The organism is Mycoplasma zalophi, from assembly GCF_025486335.1.
Lineage (GTDB): Bacteria > Bacillota_I > Bacilli_A > Mycoplasmatales > Metamycoplasmataceae > Metamycoplasma > Metamycoplasma zalophi.
Genome location: NZ_JAOOPZ010000001.1, coordinates 246790 through 268138 on the forward strand (window position 1 = coordinate 246790; position 21349 = coordinate 268138).

At 24.2% G+C, this 21349-nt stretch carries 16 protein-coding genes and 1 riboswitch; of the genes, 5 read left to right on the plus strand and 11 right to left on the minus strand.

Going from position 1 to position 21349, the window contains the following annotated elements; all coding sequences use genetic code 4:
• Nucleotides 1-6 precede the first annotated feature (6 nt).
• The 6 genes from N8G13_RS01030 to nrdF form a co-directional block, all read right to left on the minus strand.
• On the minus strand, nt 7-2058 hold the full coding sequence (locus N8G13_RS01030) for a S41 family peptidase (RefSeq protein WP_262289094.1): 2052 nt from the start codon (nt 2056-2058) through the stop codon (nt 7-9).
• Nucleotides 2025-4619 carry a leucine-rich repeat domain-containing protein gene (locus tag N8G13_RS01035; protein WP_262289095.1) on the minus strand — a complete coding sequence of 865 codons (2595 nt, stop codon included), beginning with the start codon at nt 4617-4619 and terminating at the stop codon, nt 2025-2027. The genes N8G13_RS01030 and N8G13_RS01035 overlap by 34 nt, the downstream gene beginning before the upstream one ends.
• A 2-nt stretch (nt 4620-4621) precedes the next feature.
• Nucleotides 4622-6925, minus strand: a complete 2304-nt coding sequence (locus tag N8G13_RS01040) for a leucine-rich repeat domain-containing protein (RefSeq protein ID WP_262289096.1) — start codon at nt 6923-6925, stop codon at nt 4622-4624.
• 232 nt (nt 6926-7157) lie between these two features.
• Complete coding sequence (nrdE, locus tag N8G13_RS01045; protein ID WP_262289097.1) at nt 7158-9335, minus strand: class 1b ribonucleoside-diphosphate reductase subunit alpha; 2178 nt, start codon at nt 9333-9335, stop codon at nt 7158-7160.
• Nucleotides 9336-9346: 11 nt separating this feature from the next.
• Nucleotides 9347-9796, minus strand: a complete 450-nt coding sequence (gene nrdI / locus N8G13_RS01050) for a class Ib ribonucleoside-diphosphate reductase assembly flavoprotein NrdI (RefSeq protein ID WP_262289098.1) — start codon at nt 9794-9796, stop codon at nt 9347-9349.
• A 2-nt stretch (nt 9797-9798) separates the two neighbouring features.
• Entirely contained in the window at nt 9799-10812 is a 1014-nt protein-coding gene (nrdF, locus tag N8G13_RS01055) for a class 1b ribonucleoside-diphosphate reductase subunit beta (RefSeq protein WP_262289099.1), read from the minus strand.
• Nucleotides 10813-11144: 332 nt separating this feature from the next.
• On the opposite strand from nrdF, the gene N8G13_RS01060 reads away from it, so the two are divergent.
• The 5 genes from N8G13_RS01060 to N8G13_RS01080 all read left to right on the plus strand — a co-directional run bounded on the left by N8G13_RS01060 (nt 11145) and on the right by N8G13_RS01080 (nt 16328).
• Nucleotides 11145-11945 (plus strand): alpha/beta fold hydrolase, encoded by an 801-nt coding sequence (locus tag N8G13_RS01060; RefSeq protein ID WP_262289100.1) that lies wholly within the window; start codon nt 11145-11147, stop codon nt 11943-11945.
• Between the two features lies 1 nt (nt 11946).
• A complete protein-coding gene (locus N8G13_RS01065) occupies nt 11947-12390 on the plus strand; it encodes a hypothetical protein (RefSeq protein ID WP_262289101.1) in 444 nt (147 codons plus the stop codon).
• 57 nt (nt 12391-12447) lie between these two features.
• Nucleotides 12448-12537, plus strand: a riboswitch (TPP riboswitch).
• A 29-nt stretch (nt 12538-12566) separates the two neighbouring features.
• Complete coding sequence (gene cypl / locus N8G13_RS01070; protein ID WP_262289102.1) at nt 12567-13859, plus strand: ABC transporter thiamine pyrophosphate-binding lipoprotein p37/Cypl; 1293 nt, start codon at nt 12567-12569, stop codon at nt 13857-13859.
• Complete coding sequence (locus N8G13_RS01075; RefSeq protein ID WP_262289113.1) at nt 13852-14604, plus strand: phosphonate ABC transporter ATP-binding protein; 753 nt, start codon at nt 13852-13854, stop codon at nt 14602-14604. The genes cypl and N8G13_RS01075 overlap by 8 nt, the downstream gene beginning before the upstream one ends.
• Nucleotides 14574-16328, plus strand: coding sequence for an ABC transporter permease subunit (locus N8G13_RS01080; protein ID WP_262289103.1), 1755 nt, complete (start codon nt 14574-14576; stop codon nt 16326-16328). Before N8G13_RS01075 ends, N8G13_RS01080 begins: the two co-directional genes overlap by 31 nt.
• A gap of 24 nt (nt 16329-16352) precedes the next feature.
• Here N8G13_RS01080 and N8G13_RS01085 read toward each other — a convergent pair whose 3' ends face one another.
• The 5 genes from N8G13_RS01085 to N8G13_RS01105 all read right to left on the minus strand — a co-directional run.
• Complete coding sequence (locus tag N8G13_RS01085) at nt 16353-17774, minus strand: hypothetical protein (protein WP_262289104.1); 1422 nt, start codon at nt 17772-17774, stop codon at nt 16353-16355.
• Between the two features lie 11 nt (nt 17775-17785).
• Nucleotides 17786-18358, minus strand: a complete 573-nt coding sequence (locus N8G13_RS01090) for a hypothetical protein (protein WP_262289105.1) — start codon at nt 18356-18358, stop codon at nt 17786-17788.
• Nucleotides 18359-18491: 133 nt separating this feature from the next.
• Nucleotides 18492-19247 carry a hypothetical protein gene (locus N8G13_RS01095; RefSeq protein ID WP_262289106.1) on the minus strand — a complete coding sequence of 252 codons (756 nt, stop codon included), beginning with the start codon at nt 19245-19247 and terminating at the stop codon, nt 18492-18494.
• A 183-nt stretch (nt 19248-19430) separates the two neighbouring features.
• Complete coding sequence (locus N8G13_RS01100; protein WP_262289107.1) at nt 19431-20882, minus strand: hypothetical protein; 1452 nt, start codon at nt 20880-20882, stop codon at nt 19431-19433.
• Between the two features lie 73 nt (nt 20883-20955).
• Nucleotides 20956-21349: hypothetical protein (locus tag N8G13_RS01105; RefSeq protein ID WP_262289108.1), on the minus strand; the 394-nt coding region annotated here is incomplete at its 5' end.

A 21349-nucleotide genomic window follows, 5' to 3' on the forward strand; every position in this document is an offset into this window, starting at 1 on the left:
TTTATATTAATTTCTTTGCTTCATTTCGTGTTCATATTGAAATTCAACTAATCTAAATAGAGATTCCATTTGTTCTATTTTTTCTTGTTGTTTTTCAAGAGAATCGTTTTCATGAATTGCATATTCTTGTAATTTATTTGTATATTCTTTTTTCTTGCGTTTGTCTTTTATATGTAGTAAATATTTTTGAATATCATTATATACTTTATCTCAAGCTTTTTGCTTTATACTTGTTAAATATTGGCTATATTTTTTTTCTCCTAAAGCAGGATCTTTTAAATATGCTTCAATAATATCATATTCATAATATGCGAAATATGGAATTTCTAAATCTACTTCAATGCCTTCTTCAGTGTAAGGTAAGTCATTTTCGTTTGTTATTATTTCATCAGGAACACCAATTCAAGCATTATTTGATGAGATATCTAAACTAGTTCCATCAGGTAGTACAACAGGTAAAATTGAATACATTCCACCACCACTTGTATTTCCTATTATTGTTGCAAAATTTCCTAGTTTAGCAATATGTGTTAGTAAATTTGCAGCACTAAATGTATTTTTACCGACTAAAATATATCAATTGTAATTTGTATAGCCGTCTCTTGCGTTGTAGAAATTATCACCATTAACATCAACACGATATTTAGTAAAGTTTAGTAGCTTATTTAAAACATCATAGAAATAAATTTTTTGATCTTTATTTGTCATAAAAGCAACAACTTTTTCCATTGCTGCAATTGAACCACCACCATTTAATGATAAATCTAAAATAATTTTATTTATAGGTTGTGTTTTGGAATGTTCCTGAATTCTTTTCATAGCTTCAAACATTAAAAAGTAACTGTCATATTTATAAGGTTGTTTGCCATTTATTTCTTCATTTGTTCCAATAGTAAAAGAATTTAAATAAATAATTGCAATATCATTGTGAAAAGATACGATATTTATATCATTATCATTATTCAAATTATTTTGCAAGTTTTTAGCATTTCTTATTCTTGATAAAATTCTGTATGTTTCTACATAACTTTGTATTCTTGAACTTTCGGCAGAAGCATAAGGGTTTGCACGGTAGTTTTTAGGGTGAAAATATGACCCTGATTGAATTGAAGTATGCAATTCATTTAGGTATTTATAAACAAATTCTTCGTATCCATTAGCGTTAGTTGTAGCATCTGGTGACATTAATTTTTCTTTTAAATCTGTTTTTGTAAAAAATTCATCTAGGGAATTTACTTTGTGTTTTTTTAAAAACGTTTTTTCTAATCCATAAAAGTTATCAAATAAAAATAATAAAAAATTATAGTTGTTTAATCTTTGTTGTTCAGTTTGTTGAGCATTATTATAAGAATTATTCATAACTTTATTGTATTCAGATGCATCAATATCTTTGTTAATAGTTGAGGTGATTCCGATTAATTTATCACCATTAAAATAAATATTGTAATAACTTTGACTTAAAAATAACAAATTAAATACTGAAAAAGGAAGAAAAATATTTTTATTTTTTTCAAAAATACTAAAATTATATTTTTGTAAATCTAATTCTGTATATTCACCTTCATTTAAACTTTTTATTGAGTCTTCTAAATACTCTATTTTATTTGAATAATCTTTAGTAGAAGAACTTTTTAAAAAACTAAATACTCCGGTTGATTTAAATAATATTTTATTATTTACATCATCAAATATAATTTCTCTTCCAAAAACAGTAAATTTATGTCCTAAAGGTGTGTTTTCTGAGTATTTAAAGACATTTTCTAAAAATAATCCTTTTAATTTTGTTATAAATTCATTAATATTTACATAAATTTCTTGTGTATTTTTTTCTTTAAAAAGATTTAAATTATTATTTTCTATATTAAATTCATTAGAAATATTTTCAAATTCATATGATTTTATTAAATCTAAATTATCAGGACTTTCATTAGTAACTTTTAAAATTGTTGATATAGAACAAGAAACAGCCGCCGAAATTGCTGCGACTGAAGAAATTGATAAAGAAGAAATAATTATTAAGTTTTTTATGAATTTTTTATTTGTATTATATTTTCTCATTCATTTCCCTTAGCTTTTTCGTAGTTCGTTTTTTCAAGTAAATAATCACTTCTTGTTTCATCATCAAGTTTTTCATCTTTTTGAATATTTTCAAATGATAAATCATATCCAAAAGCACCGATTAATTTTATATATTTTTGAATCATGTTTTCAGTCATTTTAAATGTATTTCTACTTGCGTAATTATTTTTATATGGGAATCCAGAAATTAAATTATTCTTTTCTTCTATTGGCATATTATCATTAATTTTTAAGATTTCTTTTACGACTTTCTGATTTTCTTCAGATAAAGAATTATATTCTAAAAAGTGATTTTTGTATATATCTTGTAAATATTGTATGTAGTATTCAGATTGTTGAACAATTAGGCGATATTTTGCTATTTTATTTTCTATTTCTTTATTATTATTTTCTAAATTATTATATTCATTTTTTGAATTGTTAAAATTATTTTCAGTTTCAATAAAGTTTGTTTTTACATCTTCATCTTCAATATTTTTATCGTCTTTTAGTTTTTCTTGAGTTATAACATATCCAACAATATCTAATAATTCTTTTTGTTTAGCAACATGTTCATTTAGTGTTTTTATTGTTGCTCTTGCGTTGTATCCATATCTATTTATTATGTATTTAACATCTTCTTCTAATTCATCTTCATTAGTATTTGAAACAAAATCTTTTAATTTTGTTTTTTGTTCATCTGTTAATTTAGTTAAATCTTTTGTAGCTGCGTGAGCAATTTTTTGTAAGAAATCTAAATAAGTATAAAATTGTGTTTTTCTTTCTTCAATTTTTTTATTATTTGCTTCTTTTTGATTTTCTAATTCACTATCATCACTAATTTCAATGTCTGAACCTAAAACTTTCATTAATTTTTCTTTATCTTCTTCGCTATGAACATAAATTTTTTGAAGTTTTGGGAAAATATTTTTTGAAATTAAAATTCCGCTTGTAGCGCTTTGATTAGTAGTTACTAAATCAAAATCTGTATTAGCTTTAAAAGTTAATTCCGCTAATTCCGGTAATGATGTGATAAAAGTTTTTATTTTTGAACCTAGTGTTAAATTAGTTATTGGAGTATTTCTAAATCCAACAAATATTTCCAATGTTTCAGGTAAAGATAATTGTGAAATTTTAGTATTATTAAATCCTTTTAATTCAACTAATTTATCATTTAAATTTAATGTTTTTAAATTAGATGCATTATCAAAAGCAAAATTTATTTGTGTTACATTAGCGGGTATAGTCACTTCTGAAACTCTAGTATTTTCAAAACCGCTTAATGTTTCTAATGAGCTAGGGAAAGCAATGTTTTGTAAATTTGTATTATCAAAAGCATGAGCACCTATAGATACTAATTTATCATTAAATTGCACACTTTCAAGGTTTTCAAAATTACCAAATGAATTTGCTTGAATATAAAGAACTTTTGAAGGTATTTGTATCTGATTAGTTTCTTGATTATATAAATTATTTGCAATTTCAGGGGTTATAGAAATTGCTGTTGCATTTTCTATAATTTCATTCACCTTATGTTTTAAGTTTTGTTCTTTTTCTTTATATTGATTACTTGTATCTTCTCTTGCTTCTTTAAAAGCTTTTTTAATTTTTTCTTGAATTTTTAAAAAAGCAGGATCGTTTCCAAATTGTTGTTCAAGATTACTTAAAATCTTAAATTCTTTTAAAATGTAAGCGTCAAATAATTCTTGGTCAGTCAATGATTCTAATCTTTTAGCTTCTTGTTCTGTTTTTTTAAGTTCAGAAATCATATTTTTTATTTTTCTGTAGAATTGACTATCTGTTTTGTTGATATTTTCGGCTTCTTGAATTTTTTCATTCATTAATTCTTTTGCGTCATCTTTTTCAAAAGTTTCTTTTAATTCTTTAGTTTTGTTAAGTATAGAATTGAATTTATCTTCAAGAATTTGTTGTTTTTGAGTAACTGATAAATTGAAATAATCATCAGCTTCTTTAATTTTTAGATTTAATTGATTAATAGCTACTTTAATTGTTTCAGTTGTAGCTTCTGAATTATGAAAACTTGCTTCAGCATCTGATATAGCCTGTGCAATTAAATTAAATGCAACATCATCAACGTCATTTGAGTAAGGACCTTTTTTTCTTTGCGCTGCAAATATTGTTTGCTCTAAAATATTTAAGTTAATTTGTTTTTCTAATTTAGGTTTTATTGTTTGTCATTCAGTACTTTCTTCGCCTAATTTAGCTTTAATTTTTTCAAATTTTTGTTGATCATTATTAGTTTTTGATTCGATATCAGCTTCTTTAATTGCATTATCTAATAATTGTATTATTTCTTTTTGTTTGGTGGTATCATTGCGAAAAGTGTTTGCTTGCTCAATAGCCTTTTCTATTATTTGTAAAGATAAAAAGTCAAGTACATTTGTATAAAGTCCTTTTAATTCTTCTAATTGACTAATTTTTTCATTTAAAGCATTATTTTCTGGTGCTTGTTTTTCACAAGAAGCAGCGATTGCAGGAACAGCAGAAATTGGTAATAATCCTAGTGATGTAATTGTTAATATTTTTTTAGATTTTTTCATATTTATTCCTTTGTTTTATCTTCAATGTAAATTGTTGGATTATCTTGTTTCATCATAGTTAATCATTTTTCGTTATTTATTAAGTGTTTGTTATAAACAACAACTTTTTTAAGTAATGCTCAATGGTCTTTACTAATTTCAGCATATCTTACATTTTTAGGTAATATTAATGTTTCAATTTGTGTTTCAGTAAAACCAGCAAAATATTCAAGCCCTTCAGGTAAAACTAACTCTTCTATTGGAGTTACATTAAATCCCCCTATTTTAGTAACTGTTGATGGTATTTTGATTGATGATATGTTGGTAAATCCAAACCCATCTAATTTTATTAGTCCTTCAGGAAGATTAATTTCAGTTATTAATTTATTAAAATTAAATGCATCAGATGTAATTTCTTTTAGTGTAGATGGTAAATTTATAGAAGAAATTTGTGATTTTTCTCCAGAAAACCCACCTAATATTTCTAAATGCTCTGGTAATTTAATTTCTTTTAAAGCAGAATTAGCAAATGAATTTGGTTCAATAACCACTAAGGTTTCAGGTAGTATAACATTTTCAAGCTGAGAAGTGTTTGCAAACCCACCAAGTTTTGTTAAACCAGAATTTAATCATAAATATTTAATGGATGTAGCATCAAATGCATTTTCAGTTATTTCTTTTAAATTATCTGGAGTTTTAACCTTGGTTATTTTGGTATTTGCAAACCCACCTAATATTTCAAGAGAATTTGGTAAATTTATCTTTGTAATATCAGTTTCATCAAATGAATGTTGGTAAATAACTTTTAAGTTTTTAGGTAAATTAATTTCACTTATTTTTGTATTTGCAAACCCACCTAATTTTTCTAAATTATCAGGTAAAGATACTTGTGAAATATTAGTTGCGTCAAAAGTATTTGCAAAAATTTCTGTTACTGTAGAAGGTATGTTTATGTTTCAAATATTTCAGTTTGCAAATCCACCTAATGATTTTAAATTAGAAGGTAAATTTATATTAACTGGTTGAATTTGAACATCAGTATTTAAATCAAAAGTATTTGGTGCAATATAAGTTATTGAATCTGGTAAATTAATTTCTGTAAGATCTAATTTTGCAAACCCACCTATTTTTTTAATCCCTTCAGGAAAAGAAATAGAAACTATTCTTGTTGCATCAAAGGAGTTGGGTGCTATTTCTTGCAAATTATCTGGTAAATTTAAACTAGATATTAAAGTTGTTTGGAATCCACCTAGTTTTTCTAGAGTGGAAGGTAAAGAAATACTTCGTAAATTTTTAGAAAACGCAAAAGCATCTTTTGATATTTCAGTTATTCCTTCAGGAAAAGAAACAGATTCGAATTGTGAATTTTTAAACCCACCTATTTTTTTAAGACTTGTAGGAAGGTTTAAAATTTTAAATTTAGGTTCTTCAAAAGCATCATCTAAAATTTCTTGCAAATTATCATTAAAGTTTATATTTAATATATTTGTGTGTGAAAACCCACCTAAAACTCTTAAATTTTTATTAAGTGATAATTCTTGAATTGGTGTTAAATCTAATGTATTTTTATGAATTATTTCAAGATTATTAGGAAGTTTTATATTTGATGTGCCTGTATTTGCAAACCCACCTAATTCAATTAAACTGCTTGGTAAAACAAGTTCAGCTACTTTTGTGTCATCGAATGAGTTAGGCAAAATTTTTTTTAAATTATCAGGTAAAACTAATTTATTTATTTTAGTATTTGCAAACCCACCCAATACTTCTAAATTTTTAGGTAAAGATAAATTATTTATAGAACTATTATTAAATGCTCCTTGTCCTATGTACAATAAAGAATTAGGTAAATGAATTGTTTCTAAATTAAAATAATTTTCAAAAGCTCCATCTGAAATTTTAGTTATTCCTTCAGGTAAAGTAATTTCTTTTAAATCTTTTGAAAACGTTTTTAATACTTTGTTTTTTGTTAGAATATTTGCATTGTTTTCTTCGGGGTCTTCAATATTTTGAAGATCTTTTTCTCTATAAAACGCTAATTTGTCTAGATTGTTTTTAATTTTTGTTACTAAAGTATTTTTTATATTTTCATATTCATTTTTAGTAAGTAAATTAGATTTTAATTTAGTTTCTAAATTTATTACCATATTTAATGTTTCATCATTTGTTATTTGTTTTTTTCATTTATTTATTTCTTCATTTATTTGATCTTTATTTATTATATTTTGTGTGCGATTTTCTTTTGCGCAAGATACCAAAGAAAATGCACTTATCAAAATTGGTGTTGATAATATAGATAAATAAAAAAATCTCTTAGATTGCTTGTTCATAATTTTATCCTTTTGGCAAGAGTAATTAAAATAAAAAGAGAAGGCACTAAGGCACTTCTCCTCTCAAAACCATAACGCATGAATTACCATGATCTGCTTCAAACGGTTTAATCTCAGCTTTTAAAAGCACCCTCGCATAATAAAATTATAAATGATTTTTGTTTATTTTAACTGAAAAATAAAAAATCAAGCTATTTTAAACCCTTGATTTTTATTTTTTCTTTATTTTTTATTAAATTGTACAACTTTCGCATTCTAAAATGCTTGCGGTTTGTTCACTTCAGTCTATGTTTTCTGAACCTTCTAAAACTTCTTGTCTTATACGTACATAATAAATACTTGAACAACCTTGTTTGAATGCTCTAATATAAGCTTTGTTTAAATCTCTGGTTGTCGCTTTGTCATTCATAAATAAAGTTAATGAAATTGCTTGATCAATATGTTTTTGAGCTTTTGCTGCTATATCAATAATTGGATCAGGTCCTAACTCATAAGCGCCCTGTTCATAATATTTATAATTATTTTCATCTAGTTTATAAGCAGAAGAATATACTCTACCTAATTTCCCTTCTTTTCTTATCTCAATCGGAGCAACTACCGGTTGTAAAGAAGGGGTACATGAACTCAAATACGAAATTGAACCCGTTGGTGCAATAGCCATTAAATGAGAATTAGCAAGACCAGTTTTTTGTATTTCATTACTTAATTCAATTCAATCTTGTTGTGTAGGTATTTTGATATTTCTTGACTCAAATATTTTTTTAATTTTTTCACTTTTAAATGCATATTCTTGAGGATCATTTTCAGTATACTTTTTAAAATAAGATCCATCCGCATATTTTGATTTAGCAAAGTTGTCATAAGTTTTATTGTGCTCTTTTGCTAGTTTATTTGAGGCTTTAAATGCGTAATAAGCAACTGTATAGAAAAATAAATCAGTAAATTCTAATGCTTCTGGTGAATTATAATATATGCCGTTAGATGCTAAAAATCCATGTAAGTTCATAGCACCTAAACCTAAAGCATGATTTTTAGAATTACCATTTTTTATAGAAGGTGCAGAATCTAAATTTGAAAATCTTGAAACATGATCTAATGCTTTTATTGAATAATAAATTGATTCTTCAAATCTTACTCCTGCTTCCATCATTTTATCAATGTTTAAAGAACCTAAATTACATGAAATATCTTGACCTAATTTGTTAATACTTAAATCAGCATTATATGTTGTTTCTGAAGAGGATTGAACTATTTCAGAACATAAATTAGACATAACTATTCTACCTTGATTTGGGTTTCTTCTATTTACAGTATCATCAAAAAGAATGTAAGGATAGCCACTTTCGAAGTGTAATTCAGCAACTGTTTGAAAGAATTTACGAGCTGAAATAAATTTTTTGGTAATTTTATCATTATTTAGCATGTTGTAATATTCCTCTGTTACTGAAATATCACTCATAGGTTTACCATAAACTTTTTCAACATCATAAGGACTAAATAAAGCCATATCTTTATTTTCTTTTGCTAATTCAAAAGTTATATCTGGAACAACAACACCTAGAGAAAGCGATTTAATTCTAATTTTTTCATCAGCATTTTCTCTTTTTGTATCTAAAGACTGCATGATATCTGGATGATGTGCATGTAAATAAACTGCCCCAGCACCTTGTCTTTGTCCCAATTGATTTGCATAACTAAAACTATCTTCAAGTATTTTCATTACAGGAACTACCCCTGTTGCTTGACCTTGAATATTTTTAATAGGAGCACCAAATTCACGTAAGTTTGTTAACAATAAACTAACTCCACCACCTCTTTTTGATAATTGTAAGCTTGTAGATACTGCTCTTGCAATAGATTCCATGTTGTCTTCAATTCTTATCAAATAACAACTTACATATTCTCCTCTTTGTTTTTTACCTGCATTTAAAAATGTTGGAGTAGCAGGTTGTAATCTACCGCTTAAAATTTCTTTTAATATGTTTTTAGTATCTTCAAAATTTCCATTTCCTAAAAATAGTGCATTCATTAATGCTCTTTCACTATAAGTTTCAAGAAATTCTTTTCCATCAAAACTTTTTAAACAATATGAATTATAAAACTTTACAGCTCCCATAAATGAACGAAAATGGTGGTTATATTCTTTAATAACTTCATATAATTCTTCTAATTGTTCTTTATTCACATTATTAACAATTTCTTCTTCATAATAATGATTTTTAACTAAAAAATCCATTCTAGCATGAATATTATCAAACTTTTTCATTGCTGGTCTAATTGTTTTTTGCATATAAATTTCAATGGCTTTTTGATCATTTTCATAAACATCCTTACCTTTTGAAAATTTTGTTAGTGCATTAAAAGCAAGATACAAATCTGCATCTTTAAATTCTTTGGTGTTTGACGACATATTTTCTCTTTCTATTTATTTCAAATTTCTTTTAATATTTTTTTTACTTTTTCTACCTCTGCTATCGATCCTCTTAGTTCAATTGTTGTTAAAAGAGGAACATTTAATTTATTACTTAAAACATATCCTGCTAAACCATAAGTATCACCGAAATTAGTATTTCCAGTGCCAATTACAGCAACACAATTCTTTCTATTGCTTTCTATGTTTAAAAATTTAATTATTTGTTTAGGAACAGCTCCCTTAGTTTCTCCAAGTCCACCTGAAAATGTAGGTGAAACTAAAACATATTGTTGATTTACTAAACAAGTTTCGGGGCCATCTTGTGGAATTCGTGTGTTTGCAACTTCTAGTTTTGATACAAAATGTTTTGTATTCTCTGTTCTAGATGAAAAATAAACTACATGAATTTCTCCTGATGCTTTTGGTATTTCTGCGTGTAAATTATCTTGTATATCCATAGTTAAAACTCTCAATCTTCATCTTCTGTTTCTTCAGTAACTCCCATAATATATGAACTACCGTTACCAGAAAAGAAGTCATGATTTTCATCTGCTCTTGCTGAAAGTTGTGCAAAAACCTCTGGTGCTATTTTTGTTTCTTCAGCTGTAAAAGGTGAATCATATCCACAATTTTGTAAAAATTTTCCTGCATTATATAAACTAAAACGTATTGCATCTTCTGCTAGTCCAAACCCGTCATAAAGTTCAGTTAAAAATTCTTTTTCTAAATCAATTAATTTATATAATATATCAAATACAAATTCTTTATATTCTTGTTGTTTTTCAGGTGAAAGTTTTTCTACTTTTTTACGGTATTTATAGCCTGAATAATAGTTATGTAAGACTTTATCTCTTAAAATCAATCTAATAATGTCACTTGTGTTTGGCAATTTACCTCTTGCGGATAAGTAAAATGGTAAGTAAAATCCACCATATAGTAAAAATCCTGGCATAAGTGCTGCTGCTATTTTTGATTTTAGTGGGTCATCTGAAATATAAAAAGGAATTAAAAATTTTGCTCTTGCTTGTAGTTTTTCGTTATTTATAACTCATTCATGAGCTTCTTCAATTTCCTCTGATGTGTTTAAAGTGCTAAAAATCGTTCCATAACTTCTAGCATGAACTCCAACCATAAATGCAAAATTTGCATAAATAAATTGTTCATGATCTGTTAGTGCATTAGGAATTTGTGCGGTATCTCCTAATGTTGCTTGGATAGTATCTAATAAAGTAAGACCTGTAAATGTTCTTGTAAGAAGTTGTTGTCAACTTTTATCCATTTCATTTCATGATTTTAAATCATTAGATACAGGTATTTTTTCAGGTAATCAAAAGTTTTGTGTAACTCTAGTTCATACTTCTAAATCTTTATCATCGTTTATAACATTTCAATTAATAGCGCGTAATGAACCTTGTAAATTTTCCTTTACGTAGCCTAATGGATTGTTAGAATTAAAATAATATTTGTTTTTCATTTTTACCTCGTGCTTCTTATTTTAACAACAAAAAAGACCATTTGCTTAAAAAAATATAATGTTTTTTTTCTTCAATTTTATATATAAAAAAATGTAAAAAAACTAAGAATAATAAACCAATTTTTTTATCTCTTACTTTTCATTTTTTATCAAACCTAAACAACTTTAGTAATGACTTTTAGCATTAATAAAATACCATTTTTTCATTTTTTATCAAGTTTTTTGAAATTTATTTTTATACAAAAAACTTTTTACATAATAAAAACAATTTAAAATTTTTTTATAATCCTTAAAAAATAATAAAATATACTATATTAAAGGTAGGTAACATAATGAATAAAATATATAAAATCGCAGGTGAAGATATAAATACTTTTTTAGAAGATGATTTTGAAACTTCTAAAAAACCAATATTATTATTTTTACATGGTTTCGGAGATAGTTTAAACACAATTAGACCAATTATTAATATGCAAAATAAACCATTTTCGATTGCTGCTATTGATATGCCTGGCTGTGGTAAAAGTTCTTGAAATATTAGACCAATTACTTTAGAACATTATTTTGAAGTTGCAGAAGAATTTGTTGACACTGTTTTAAAAAATCGTGAAGTTTATGTTATAGGTCACTCGCTTGGTTCATTAAGTGCATTGTATCTTTTAAGAAAAAATAAAGCTAAATATGCAACATTAGTAGGTGCAGCACATTATTTAATTAACAAACAAAAAGTGGAATTTGGAAAGAAATATTTAATTCCTATTACTAAAGAAAATGCAATTGAATCATATTTAAAGTTAACAGCAACACCAGAAGCATTTCAAAAAGAAGCAGAAATGTATGCAAATATGATAGTAAATGATAAAAATTTAAGATTCAAAAAATTTCATTATTTAGTTGATCAACAAATGTTAAATGTTGAATACATATATGAAAATTATTATGATTGATATAAAGCAACTGATAAATATCAATTATGCGTTGGTGAATTTGATCAATATACATACCCAGAAGAAATTCAATTAGTTGCCAAACAAATGAATAAAGATTTTAAAATAATAAAAAACGCAGGACATGCAACTTTTTATGATAATTCGCAAGAAATTTATGATTTTGCTTTAAAGATGTTTGAATAATATGAATAAAATACCAAAAGATTATTTTGTAGATAAATATGTAGAATTTATTAAAAAAATGTGTATTAAATATGGTCAAATACCAACTCCATTTAAAAAATTAAAAATTTCAGATTTTATTAAAACAAGAAATTATAAAGTGACTTACAAAATGTGAAAATACCAAAGACATCACATCGATGAAATGTGAATTTCAGGAGCAATACTAGCATCGATGAAAAAAGAATATGCTAATGGATTAAGTATAGTTTGTTCAAATGAAGAACATTTATTCTTACATTATTTAATTGTTTGTAATAATCAAACATCACCTAATGATGGGATGTTAATGCAAACTGATTTACCATTTTGAGATAAAGTTGTTAAAAAAATGTGCGCTGAAAATGATATTATCTATAACAAAAATTGAACATCTTTATTGTCATCTTTTAAATGAAATTCTTAAAATATTATCTTTAGTCACAAATTAATTTTGCCATTTAAACACCATTATAAAGTATAATTTAATTAACAGAGGTGCTAAAATGGCTGAGAATATACTCTTAAAGCTGATCATGGTAATTCATGCGTAGCGAGTTAATTATATAGTCTTTTCCTCTCTGTTACAAGGAGGAATTTTTTATGAAGAAAATAAATAAAAAATCGATTTGAAGAGTTTTTATGGCTGGTTTTTTATTAGTGGGAACAAGCGCTTTTGCAATATCTTGTGCTAACACGGATGCTAATACTAATACAACTCAAAATACAAATACTGAAAATTGAGATACAGAGATAACTATTACATATGACTGGGCAAATAAAGGTTTTCTTTCTCCAGAAAAAAATACTCAACAATCACCTAATGATGTATTTTTAGAAAAATTACAGTATAAATTTAACGAATTAAAAAAGGCCGATAATGATTTAAAAAATTATCCTGATGTAATATTTAAAACTGCTGAAGTTTCAAATGATAATGCAAGGGATAATTTATTAGTTGACCAAATAGATAATGATATTTCGATTATTCCATATAAAATACTTGGAAATAAGATTGATAAAAATAATTTAGACCAGTATCCAAATTATATGGGTAATACTGAAACATTAGCATTTAAATGAACATTCGATGATGATGCAACATATTTAGATGGAAGTGATAATGATCCACTAATTAAAGCTGCAAAAGAAAATAATAAAATATATTTTTCAGAAAATGGAGAGTATCCAGGTTGATGAAAAATTAAAAAACAACTAGAATGAGATGGCTCAAAATATAAAGTATTTTATGATAATACAGATAAAACTACACAATTTTATCGTGGAGCAATTTATATTTCAGGAACTGATGAAGAATTAGAAGCAATTGAAAATGCTTGAAAATCAAAAAAATGAGAAGAATTTTCAAAATACGGAATTATTTTCCAAGGAACCTCAAGTTTAGGTGGATATAGATTACAAGCGAATTTAATTGCAAAAAACTTTAATTTAAGTTCAATTGAAGTAAATAAATATTTTACAGATCAAGAAAATAAAAATAACAAAAAAGTTGAGCAAAATAGTCAAGTTTCAATTAGATTAGGTAAAAAAGACAGTCTAGGGCATGTATTTCACATAGGTTTTGATGATGAAGGTGTTTTAAACTGAACGGAATCTATTGAAAATGAAGATCATTTTACACCTACTGTCCCAAATGCAAAAATACGTGTTTTAACACTGACAGATCCTGCTCCTTATAATGGAGTTTTTAGAAGAAAAGGACTTTCAGAAAAACAAAGTTCATTAGTTATGAAAGCTTTGCAAAGTCTTTCAATTGAAGAAAATCAATTAGGAATTTACACCGGATTTAATAAATTTGTTGCCGGTGATGTCGATATGTTTAAAAAATATATTGATATTTATAATACAAATACAATAGATACAAAGAATAAATAATATGCTTAATTTAAAGTTTAAAAAAGTTGATATCAAATATAAAAAAAATGAAAATGCTATTTTATCTAATGTAAATTTCGAAATTAAAGAAGGAGAAATGGTTGCTTTTATTGGTCAAAGTGGAGTAGGTAAGAGCACTATTTTTAAATCAATTGTACGAAATTTAAAACCATCAAAAGGACAAATTCTTTTAAATAATGAAGATATTTATTCATTAAATAAGAGAAAATGAAAACAAACAATTCAAAAAATTGGTTTTTTAACACAACAACCGAATTTAATATTTACTGACAATGTTTATAACAATATTATTCGATCTATTTCACAATATAAAAATAAATTTTATAGTTTATTTTCTATCATAACTAAACAACAAAAAATAAATATTTTTGAACAATTAGCAAATTTAAATATTTTAGATAAATCTTTCTATCGTGTATCTGAATTAAGTGGTGGACAACAACAAAGAGTAGAAATTGCTAAACTTCTGATAAAAAAAGCAGAACTCATTTTAGCTGATGAACCAACCAGTAGTTTGGATTTTCAAACTTCATTAGAAGTGCTAGATATTTTAAAAGATCTAAATAAAAGAAATGGATTAACAATAATCGTTATAATTCACGATTTAAATTTAGTAAAAAAATATTTTGATAGAGTTATAGCATTTAAAAATAACACAATAATACTAGATAAAGAAACAAAAGACATTGAACAATGACAGATACTTCAAGCAGTACAAAAATAAAAATTTGAACAAATATTTTCTTTTATCAAGTTTTATCTAGCGAACAAAAAACACAAAAAAAATTACGTAGCTTTTGAAAACATTTATTAACTATTTGTGTTTTAATTTTTATTATTTACTTGTTTTCAACATATAGTTACAAAACTACAAATCATTTTGGTGTTGAACTTTTTAAAAAAAACTTTTTGGCAATTTTTTCATTTTCAAATACAAGTACATTAGATTATGAACAAAATTTAATTATAAGAAGCCTCAGCGTTTTATGATTTACTATTAAATATACTATTTCAGGAACTTTTATCGGTTTTCTTTTAGCACTTTTTACTTCTTGTTTGACAAACAGAAATTTTACTAATAAAATTTGGTCATTTTTTTCAAAAAATATAATTTTATTTTTACGTTGTATTCCAGAATTATTATTTATTACATTATTTACTTCTATTTATAGAGCTGAATTTAGTTTAATGTTAATTTTTATTTGATTTACTTGATTATGGCTTCATAAATATTACATTGAAGCTCTTGAATCAATAGATTCAAGACCATTTTATGTTTCAATTAATCAAGGTAATTCCAAAGCTAAATCATTTTATAAAGAAATATTACCTAGATTAATTAATAGATTTATAAGTTTATTTATTTATTCCTTTGAATCAAACATGCGTTGAGGTTCTATTTTATCAAGCATAGGAGCGCCTGGAATAGGTATTTTAATTAATTATGCAAGTCAAACAACTTCAAGATTTAAACAATTAGCCATTCCATTATTAGTTTTATTAATTTTTATTATATTATTAGAAATATTAAATGTGTTTTTAAATAAATATTTATTTCAAATTAATACAAAGAAATTAAAAACAACTGACATAAACAAATTAAGTAGAACAATAAATATCCGTTTTTGAATAAAATTATTTATTGTTTTAATTTTAGGAATATTTAGTATCTATGTAATTTCTATAACTGATAAATCATATATTTTTTCTAAATCATCTACAAGATTTTTTAGGGCTTTACTAAATCCTGATTGACAAGCATTTAACTGAAGTAGCTTAGATATAAAAAGTAATCCTTTATTGCAAATTTTACAAATAATAATATTTGCTATATCTACAATGACTATAACAATAATTTTATCAATTATTATTATTCCTTTTTGTTCTATGTTTACCAATAAATTTCAGTCAACTATGATATTCAGAGGATTAAATAGTATTAATAGATTAATACCAACTGTTGTTTTGATTTATTTATTTAGTGCACTTACATCTACATTATCTAAAATAACATTAATTATATTTGTCTTGGGTATTCATGAGGCTTCTGGTTTTATAAAACAAATATCAGAAGTTGTAGACAATATTGATGAATGAAAAATAAAAAATTTGCAATTGATGGGTAATTCTAAATTTAGAATATATTTTAAATTTATACTCCCTACAATTAAATATGATTTTATTAGCTTAGCTATTTTTTATTTTGAAATGGCAATTAGAAATGCAATAACTTATAGTGTTTTTACAACTTCACAAAACGGTTTACATTTAGGTAGAAATTTAATGGAAGCATTAAATGAAAGATCTTTACAAGTAAATATTGCTAGTGTTTATTTTTGATGTTCAACCTTAACAATCTTTTTATTAAATATCGGCTCTGAACAAATAATAAATAAACTAAAAACAAAAAACAACTTTTTTGTTTTTAAAATGAAAAGAAAAAATTAACATTTTAAATGTTAATTTTTTTAACTAATCATCTTCATTTTCCATAAAGTTAATTCTTAATATATTAAAATATAAAAATAAGTGATTATCTTGAGGGTTGTTATAAGGTTGAGGAGTTTCAAGCGTAAATGATCAATGATCCACAGATTCAGTAACTACTTCTTGTATATTAGTTTTATCTAAGTTTTTATATCATTCTTTTGTTTCTAATTCTTTTTGTAAAATTTCTTTAATTTTTCCTTTTTTATAATCTAAGTCAGCATCTCAAGATCCAAATAATTCTTTTTGTTTTTTAGCAGATAAATAAATTATTAAATCAATGTGTGCAGGTATATTATTTTCATTATCTTTATCTTTATATTCTTTTCAATAGAATTTAATATCTGGATTATCTTGATATTTTTGCTCTATTGAGTAATTTTTTATATTTCAATCTCTATTTACAAAATATGAGTAAGGATAATCATTTATAAAGCTATATTTATTATTTCCGGGTTTTATTGTTATAATAACTTTATAATGGTTACCATGCTTGTATAATTCTTCTCTTTTTACTGGGTGTGTACCTTTTTTTCGATAATCATATACATAGTTTATTGTTTCAGTTGTTAAATCTTTCTTTAAAAAAGTTATGTCTACAAAGGTACCATTACCAATAAAGAAATAAAACAACTTACTATTATCAATATGGAACCCAGGTCCTCCGGGTATTGATCCAGAATATATAAGAGCATAAAATATAAGAGTTCATCATGTTAAATCTTCGTCGTCAGTAAAATTGCCGTAACCTTGTTCTTCTGATAATCTATTTTCGTAAAAAAGATCATCAAATTCAAATAAAAATTCTTTGTCAGTAAGATCATTTGAATTAGTATCTCTTTTTAAAGTAGCTTTTGATGAAAAGTCATTAAGGTTAATAGATTTTAATGGGTCTGTTTTATAGTTGGTTTCATAATTTGTTATTAAAACTTCGTCAAAATTTTCACTTTTAAATATTTCATTATTTATGTTTTCTTTTGATGAATATTTTTCTTGATATTCAGTTATTTTTTTATGCAATTCTTCTATTTCAATGTCTTTATTTTTTAATATTGAATTGAGTGCTAAAATTTGATCTCTTATTGTTTTTGTTTCTGTGTTTAAAGAATTGATTTTGTTAGAAATTTCTTGATTTTTATTTTGATCTGTGTTTTTATCTTTTAGTTGATTTTGTAATTTAAAAATTTCAGCAGATTTATCAAGTAATGTATTTTCTAAGGATTTTAATTGAGATTTATAAAAATTTTCATTAATTTCTTGCTGCTTATTAAAATTATTATTTTTGTTTTTTGTAGCAACATAAGTTGAAATAGTAGTTATTGAAACAACGGATAAAAAAGCTAAAAATATTATTAAAATTCAAAATTTTGATTTTTTTGTTTTGTCCTTATCATTATTATTTGTCATTATTTCCCCTATTAATTTTTATTAGTATCTTCATTTCCTAAAAAATTAATTCTTAATATATTAATAAATAAAGGTTTTTTATTTATATAACCGTAATTATCAATATTTGAATATTCTAAATTATAGTCAGATATATCATTAATAAATCAAGAAGTTACTTTTAATTTTTGTTCTTTTAATGATTTGATATATCATTGTTTTTGTTCTATTTCCATTTGTAAAATTTGATTTATTTTATCTCTTTTTTCGCTTAGTTTAGCATCTCAAGATCCAAATAATTCTTTTTGTTTTTCAACAGATAAATAAATTATTAAATCAATGTGCGCTGGTATATTATTTTCATTATCTCTATCTTTATATTCTTTTCAATAGAATTTAATATCTGGATTATCTTGATATTTTTCATCAATTTCGTAATTTTTTAAATCAACATCTTTGTTTTTATAATATACAAGTTCTTTTTCTTCTCCTGCAATAGTTGTAAATGAAATAAGCGAACGCTCAATTCTATTAGGTGTTCATCTAAGTTTTATTATAATTCTATAATGATTTCCAGTTTTGTGAATCTCATCTAAATTTACCAACTTGTCCCAAACATTATCTTCTTTTTTTGCGGTTATTGTTTGTGTATTTAAATTTTTGTCAAGGTAAATTACATCGATTAAATCTTCATCATCTAAACCAAAGTAAAATATTCTTTTATTTGTTACTTCTAGTCTAGAATCTCGTATAAAATGTTACCCCAGCATTTATAAGTGCTTGATAAATTAGTTTATTTCATCTAATATCTCCATATTCTACTTCATTACTAACTCCTATACTTATATTTCTCATTACTTCTCTGAAATATTCTTCATTGAACTCAAATAAAAATTCTTTTTCTGTAAGGTTATTTGAAGTGGTACCTTTTTTTAATGTAACTTTTGAAGAATAATTTTTTACATCTATAGGGTCTAACGGATCAACACTTTGCGATTTTTCATATGTTGTTAGTAAAACTGTATCAAAATTTTCATTTTTAAAATCTTCATGATCTATGTCTTCTTTTTTGATATATTTTTCCTCATAATTTTTTATTTTGTTAGTAAGTTCTGAAATTTCTGCATTTTTATTTTGCAATATAGAATTTAGTTCTAAAATTTGTTGTTTTAAAGTTTCATATTCTGATTCTAGAGTTTTAAGTTCATCAATAAGTTTTTGATTTTCAGAATCATCTTCATTACTGTTTTTTAATTTATTTTTTAATTCTAAAATTTTGGCTGCTTTATCTAACAAATCACCTTCTAAGGATTTCAATTGTGAATCATAGTAATTTTTATTAATATTTTGCTTTCTTACTGAATTTTTATTGCTATTTTTTGTTAAAAAATAAGTAGAAATAGCTGAAATTGAAGTAACTGAAAATAATAATAAAAACAATAAAAAAATTCACAAAAACTGCTTTCTGTTTTTCTCTTTATTTTCTTTTTCCATTTTTCTCCTAATTATATTTTAACTCAAATCCTACTTAATAAAAATATTTGACAAAAAGTGCTAGTATAAATCATATTTTGATATGCTCAAAAGCAATAATAATAACAACATTATTTTTGATTTGTTTTTGTTATTTTAAATAAAAAAATTATAAAAAATAACCACCTTAAAAAGAGGTGATTATTATTGATAATCAGAAATGTCTTGGTTATTTAAAAAATTTAATCTTAATATGTTTAGGTATAATGAGTTTTTATTAGATTCTCCGTATGAAACATTATTATATTCAAGTGTAAAATGTCCACCTTCTACATTTCATGAAGTTATTTCTTTTTCATATGTTTTATCTAAATCTAAATATCATTGCTTTGTTTTTAATTCTTCATTAAGAATATTTTTTAATATACTTGCTTTTTTATTAATATCAGCTTCTAAATCCTGAAATAATTCTTTTTGTTTTTTAGCAGATAAATAAATTATTAAATCAACATGAGCAGGTATATTATTTTCTTCATCTCTTGCTTTGTATTCTTTTCAATAGAATTTAATATCTTCATTATTTTGTGATTTTTCATCTATTGAGTAGTTTGTTATATTTCAATCCATATTTACATAATATTTTATTTTTTTATTTAGTTTTTCATCATATTGATAGTCTTCATGACTATATACTGCTTCTTTATTAATTCCTGATTTTATTTTTATTATTACTCTGTAATGCTTTCCAGATTTATAAATTTCATCAATATTCAATGCGTGATTTTTTTTGTAATTGTAATTGAATTCATATAATATTTTTTTAGATTTTAATTCTTTGTTTAAATAATTAATTTCTATTAAATCTTTAGGTTGAATTGGGAAATAAAATATTTTATCATTATTGATATCTCAGCCTGGTCCTACAATAGCCCCTGCATACATAATGGCATCTAAAACAAGATCCTCTCATTTTACTGATACTTCGTTATTTGTATTTTCTCATATTGCAGCCCCATCAAATAATTTTTGATAAAAATTATGATCAAATTCAAATAAAAATTCTTTCTCTATTAAATTATTTTGATTTGTATTTCTTTTTAAAGTTACTTTTGTTGAATAATCATCTTTTGCAAACGGTTTTAAGGGGTCGGTATTATATGATTTCTCATATGTTGTATTTAATACTATATCAAAGTTGTCATTTTTAAAATCTTCATGATTTACATCTTCACTTGGAAGATATTTATCTTCAAACTCTTTTAATTTTTTAAGAAGTTCTGAGATTTCAATATCCTTGCTTTTTAATATTGAGTTTATAGATAATATTTTTTCTCTTAAAGTATTTGATTCAGATTCTAAGGTTTTAACTCTTTCTTTTAAATCATTATTATTATTTTCATTTAAATTTTCCATTTTGCTATTTAATTTAGAAATTTCAGATTGTTTTTCAATAAGTCGATTTTCTAAATATTGTAATTTTGATAAATAATAATTTTTATCTTTTTCTTTTTGTTTATTTAAATTAATACTTTGATTTCTAGTTACAAAATATACAGAAGTTGATGAAATAACAATACCCAATATAATAAATAAAAAGATAACTATTATTCAAACAAGCGATTTTTTGTGTTTCTTTTCTTGATTTTCTTTTTCCATTTTAACTCCCAATCACTGAAAAATATAATATTATTTCATTATTTTTAATTAATTAAATTATTAAAATATACAGCTAACCAAATATATCGTAACTATTACTATAATCTTTCTTGTCTAAAAAATTTAGTCTTAACATATTAAAATATAAAGGTACTTTATCTAAATTATTAGATAAATTGTTTTTATATTCCAATAAAAAAGTATTATTTTCTACATTTCATGAAGTTATTTCTTTTTCATATGTTTTATCTAAATCTAAATATCATTGCTTTGTTTTTAATCCTTCATTAAGAATATTTTTTAATATACTTGCTTTTTTATTAATATCAGCTTCTAAATTCTGAAATAATTCTTTTTGTTTTTTAGCAGATAAATAAATTATTAAATCAACATGAGCAGGTATATTATTTTCTTCATCTCTTGCTTTGTATTCTTTTCAATAGAATTTAATATCTTCATTATTTTGT